5 protein-coding genes and 2 pseudogenes are annotated in these 4,882 nt (G+C 73.1%); 2 read left to right on the top strand and 5 right to left on the bottom strand.

What is annotated here, in order from left to right:
* The 5 genes and pseudogenes from AC2W7J_RS15750 to AC2W7J_RS15770 all read right to left on the bottom strand — a co-directional run.
* Positions 1 to 255, bottom strand: a pseudogene (locus AC2W7J_RS15750) (protein-PII uridylyltransferase); the annotation flags it as partial.
* 11 nt (positions 256 to 266) lie between these two features.
* Positions 267 to 569: an HD domain-containing protein gene (locus AC2W7J_RS15755; RefSeq protein ID WP_485983561.1), complete on the bottom strand. Its 303-nt coding sequence runs from the start codon at positions 567 to 569 to the stop codon at positions 267 to 269.
* 472 nt (positions 570 to 1,041) lie between these two features.
* Positions 1,042 to 1,749, bottom strand: a complete 708-nt coding sequence (locus tag AC2W7J_RS15760; RefSeq protein ID WP_485983563.1) for a [protein-PII] uridylyltransferase family protein — start codon at positions 1,747 to 1,749, stop codon at positions 1,042 to 1,044.
* A 14-nt stretch (positions 1,750 to 1,763) separates the two neighbouring features.
* The gene (locus AC2W7J_RS15765; protein ID WP_255185749.1) at positions 1,764 to 2,102 is read right to left on the bottom strand and encodes a P-II family nitrogen regulator; all 339 of its coding nucleotides are present in this window, start codon (positions 2,100 to 2,102) and stop codon (positions 1,764 to 1,766) included.
* Positions 2,099 to 3,537: pseudogene (locus AC2W7J_RS15770) on the bottom strand (ammonium transporter). The gene AC2W7J_RS15765 and the pseudogene AC2W7J_RS15770 overlap by 4 nt, the downstream one beginning before the upstream one ends.
* Positions 3,538 to 3,667: 130 nt before the next feature.
* On the opposite strand from AC2W7J_RS15770, the gene AC2W7J_RS15775 reads away from it, so the two are divergent.
* Both AC2W7J_RS15775 and AC2W7J_RS15780 read left to right on the top strand, forming a co-directional pair.
* The gene (locus AC2W7J_RS15775; protein WP_255185747.1) at positions 3,668 to 4,063 is read left to right on the top strand and encodes a thiol-disulfide oxidoreductase DCC family protein; all 396 of its coding nucleotides are present in this window, start codon (positions 3,668 to 3,670) and stop codon (positions 4,061 to 4,063) included.
* Positions 4,060 to 4,818, top strand: a complete 759-nt coding sequence (locus AC2W7J_RS15780; RefSeq protein WP_485983566.1) for a hypothetical protein — start codon at positions 4,060 to 4,062, stop codon at positions 4,816 to 4,818. Before AC2W7J_RS15775 ends, AC2W7J_RS15780 begins: the two co-directional genes overlap by 4 nt.
* Positions 4,819 to 4,882 lie beyond the last annotated feature (64 nt).

Below are 4,882 nucleotides of genomic sequence, written 5' to 3' on the forward strand. Positions count from 1 at the left end.
CCTCGTCGTCGACCCGTGGGGCGGGCGCGAGGGGCGGCACGGGCGGCGCGACCCCCGGTGAGCCGGGCGCGGACCTGTCCCGTGAGCGTGTCGAGCAGGCTGGCGCGCCAGTCGGTCCAGGCCGGCGGGCCCGGCAGCCCGGGCGTCGGCGACGGTGAGCGCCCGCAGCAGCTCGAAGGTCTGCGCGTCCTGCCGACGAGGTCGCCCACGGCCGCCGGCGGTCGCGGGGTCGGACAGGTCGCGCCGGGTGGCCATCTCGATGAGGGTCAGGTGCTCGCGACGAGCAGCACGACGACCTCGCGGTCCTCCTCGGCCAGGCCCCAGCGCCGCAGCACGCCGTCGGCGAGGTCGGCGCCCGTGCGCGAGTGGTCGCGGGCACCAGCGATCTTGCCGATGTCGTGGAGCAGCGCGGCCAGGCGCAGCAGGTCGGGCCGGGCGACGTCGCGGGCGAGCGCCGCCGCCCGGGCGACGGTCTCGAGCAGGTGCCGGTCGACGGTGTGCCGGTGCACGGGGTTGTGCTGCGGGCGGCACCGCACCGCGGTCCACTCCGGCAGCCAGCGCTCGACCACGCCGACCTGGTCGAGGCCCTCCCAGACGCCTCGAGCCCGGGGCCGGCGGCGAGCAGGTCGGAGAGCAGGTCGCGGGCCTGCTCGTCCCACGGTGTCGGCAGGTCGGGGCAGGCCGCGAGGTTGGCGAGGGTCTGCGGCGCGAGCGGCAGCCGGTGGCGGGCCGCGACGACGGCAGCACGAAGGGGGAGGCTCGCGTCGACCCCGACGAGCCGGGTCGAGCCGAGGACCGCCTCGCCGTCGTGCGCGAAGAGCCCGTGGCCGAGCGGGGTCATCGTCGGTCGGCGGGGTCCGACCCGCAGCGTGCGGGCCCGCTGGCTCTGGCTGGCACGCCGCATCGTCGACTCCAGCGCCCAGGCGATGGTCCGGGCCGAGCTCGAGACCTGCGTCAGCAGGTCGTCGGGGTCGGCCAAGCCGAGCAGGGCGGAGACGGCGTCGTGCTCCTCGCGCAGGAGCCGGTCACGACCGCGGCCGCTCACGACGTGCAGCGCGTCGCGGACGTCGAGCAGCCGGGTGAGGGCCGGCCGACCGCGCCGTGGGGGCGGTCGGTGAGCCAGGCGCGGGTGAGCGCGTCGAGGACGGTGACGTCGCGCAGGCCGCCCAGGGCCTCCTTGAGGTCCGGCTCGACCTGCTGGCTGAGGTCGCCGTGCCGGTGGTGACGGGCCCGCACCGTCTCGACGAACTGCGGCAGCCGGGTGCGGGCCCCGGAGCGCCAGTCGTGCGCGACGGTGGAGCGCACACCGGCGACGAGCTCCTCGTCACCGACGACGAGGGAGAGGTCGAGCAGGCCGACGGCCGCGGACAGGTCGTCGCGGGCGACGGCCCGGCACTCGGCGGACGAGCGCACGGAGTGGTCGAGGGCCAGGCCCGAGTCCCAGATCGGGTACCAGAGCCGGTCGGCCATGGCCGTGAGATCGCCGGGGCGGATGCTGCGCCCGTCGTGGACGAGCACGAGGTCGAGGTCGCTCAGCGGCCCGGACCAGCCGCGGCCGAGTGAGCCCACGGCGGCGAGCGCGATCCCCTCGCGCTCCCCCACGGCCTCCCGGTAGAGGTCGGTCAGCCAGCTGCGGGTCGCCTCGCCGATGGCCGCCCGGCGTGCCTCGCCGGCACCGGGGAGGGTGAACTCCCGGGTGCCGGCGAGGTCGAGCCGCGCGGATCGCATGTCGCTTCCGGTGCGGGTCATGTGGGGTCCGAGGCTCAGATCGCCTCGACTCCCTTCTCCCCGGTGCGCACGCGCACGACGTCCTCGATCGGCGTGACCCAGACCTTGCCGTCACCGATCCGACCGGTGCGGGCGGCACTGACGACAGCCCCGACGACGGACTCGGCGTCGATGTCCTCGACGAGGACCTCGAGGCGGATCTTCGGCACGAAGTCGACGGTGTACTCGGCGCCGCGGTAGACCTCGCTGTGGCCGCGCTGGCGTCCGTAGCCGCTGGCCTCGCTCACCGTCATGCCGGTGATGCCGAAGGACTCCAGCGCCTCCTTCACGTCGTCGATCTGGTGGGGCTTGATGATGGCGGTGACGAGCTTCATGCCCGGACCTCGCTCTCGGTGACGGTGTCGGCGCGGGTGGGGAGGGTGGAGCCGAGGACCGAGCGGGCCCGGCTCGCGCCGACACCGCCCAGGTCGTAGCCGGACTCGGCGTGCTCGGCGGAGTCGATGCCGGAGACCTCGTCGTCCTCGGCGATGCGCCAGCCCATTGTGGCCTTGAGGGCGATCGCGATGACGAAGGTGAGGACGGCGGAGATCACCAGGCTGATGAGCGCGACGACGATTTGCAGCAGCGTCTGGTCGAAGCCGTCGCCGTAGAGCAGGCCGCCGTCGGTGGCGAGCAGGCCGGCACCGACGGTGCCCCAGAGCCCGGCGACGAGGTGCACGCCGACGACGTCGAGCGAGTCGTCGTAGCCGAATCGGAACTTCAGACCCACGGCGAGCGCGGCGAGGGCACCGGCGACGAGGCCCAGGACGAGCGAGCCGACGGGCGACAGGGCGCCGCAGGCCGGGGTGATGGCGACGAGGCCGGCGACGACACCGGAGGCGGCACCGACGGAGGTCGCGTGACCGTCACGCAGCTTTTCGACGAGCAGCCAGCCGAGGATCGCGGCCGCGGTCGCGGCGGTGGTGTTGACCCAGACGAGGCTGGCGACGCCATCGGCGGCGAGCTCCGAGCCGGCGTTGAAGCCGAACCAGCCGAACCACAGCAGGCCCGCGCCGATCATGACGAGCGGCACGTTGTGCGGGCGCATCGCGGTCTTGCCGAAGCCGAGGCGCTTGCCGACGACGAGCGCGAGGACGAGGCCTGCGATGCCGGCGTTGATGTGCACGACGGTGCCGCCGGCGAAGTCGATGGGCGCGATGGTGGCCGCGCCGTCGGTGCTGCCGAAGAGCCACGAGGCGACGCTCGTCTCGGCGCCGGAGAGCAGGCCGCCGCCCCAGACCATGTGGGCGATCGGGAAGTAGACGACGGTCAGCCAGATGGCGCAGAAGACCAGCCAGGTGGAGAACTTCGCCCGGTCGGCGATCGCACCGCTGATGAGCGCGACCGTGATGATCGCGAAGGTGAGCTGGAAGCCGGCGAAGAGGACCTCGGGGATGAAGACGTCGGCGCCGAAGACGTCGATGACCGGCATGCCGTCGGCCCCGACGGTCCCGGTGACGCCCTCGACCGTGCTGGCGACACCGCGCAGGCCGAACTTGTCGAAGGGGTTGGCGAAGATGCCGCCGATGTCGGACCCGCCGAAGGACATCGAGTAGCCCCACAGGACGTAGACGACGCCCGCGACGCCCATGGCGCCGAAGCTCATCATCATCATGTTGAGCACCGACTTGGCGCGGGTCATGCCGCCGTAGAAGAGGGCCAGGCCCGGAGTCATCAGCAGCACGAGCGTGCGCAGATGATCATGAAGGCCGTCGCCGACGTGTCGATCGCTGGTGGGTTCGCCGCAAGGGGCGTGATGGCTGGACTCATGGGATGAACCCTCGTGCGGCGCCGTTTCGGCTCCGGGCGCGCGATGTTACGGCGCTGTTTCCGCTCGCCCGTGCGCGTTAATCCTCTGTGACGCGGCCGGATCCGTCCCAGCACGTGGGACGATCGGTCCATGCGTCCGATCCTCGTCTTCGACGGCGACTGCGGCATGTGCACGACCTGCGCCGACCTCGTCGTCCGGCGCCTGCGTCGCTCTCCCGCCGACTACGACGTCGCCCCGAGCCAGCGGCTGGACCTCCCTTCGCTCGGCCTGACGCAGGAGCAGTGCGACGAGGCGCTGCAGTGGGTCGGCGCCGACGGCGCCATCGCCTCCGGCCACGACGCCGTCGCGGCGGTGCTCCTCGCCTCGCGCTGGTGGGTGCGGCCCGTCGGGGTCGCGCTGCGCCTGCCCGGCCTGCACGCGCTCGCGGGTCTGGCCTACCGTTGGGTTGCAGGACACAGACAGGCATTTCCGGGGGGAACACCAGCATGCAGCCTCCCGGCGCACCACGAGCAGGGAGAGTCATGACGCAGCCGCCCACCCCTCCGGGCCAGCCCGGTCCCCACCAGCCCTACGGCCAGCAGCCCCATGGTCAGCAGCCCTACGGCCAGCCGCAGGGACAGCAGCAGCCGTACGGTCAGCAGCCCTACGGCCAGCAGCCGTACGGTCAGCAGGGCACCAACCCCTACGGAGGTCACCCCGGCGGGACCCCGCCGACCAAGGGTGGCGTCCCGCCGTGGGCCTGGATCGCTGGCGCGGTCGCCCTCGTCCTGGCCCTCGTGTGCTGCGGCGGGATCGGTCTGGTGGCGCTCGGCGACGATGACGACGAGACGACCACGGCCTCGTCGACGGCCCCGCCCACGACGACCACAGAGCCCACGACGACCACAGAGCCCACGACGACCACCGAGCCGACCACCGAGCCGACCACGGAGCCGACGACCCCGTCGACGACCACCACACCCTCGTCGACCTACTCGCCGTCGTCCACGCAGTCGGTCCCCCCGGCCCCCGCGGGCACGCCCAACACGAGCAGCCGGCACCAGCTGAGCGCCGACGACCTCGAGGGGCAGATCGCGCGTGGCATGAGCCAGTACGGCCACACGAAGTCGGACATCAACTGCATCGGCGGCATCGTCCTCATCAAGGGCCGCACGGCCACGTGCACCGCGCCCGTCCCCGGTGACTCGAGCCGCACCTCGACGGTCAACGTCGAGGTCGCCTGGGCGATCCAGACCTCGACCCAGCTGCGCTACTACCTGACCTTCAACCAGCGCACCTGATCCACCCCCGCCCCGGGCCCCCGGGCACAGCGAAGGGGGGCGCCCGCCGCGATGTCGCGGCGGG

This window comes from Janibacter sp. CFPM2_SD2, from assembly GCF_057364645.1.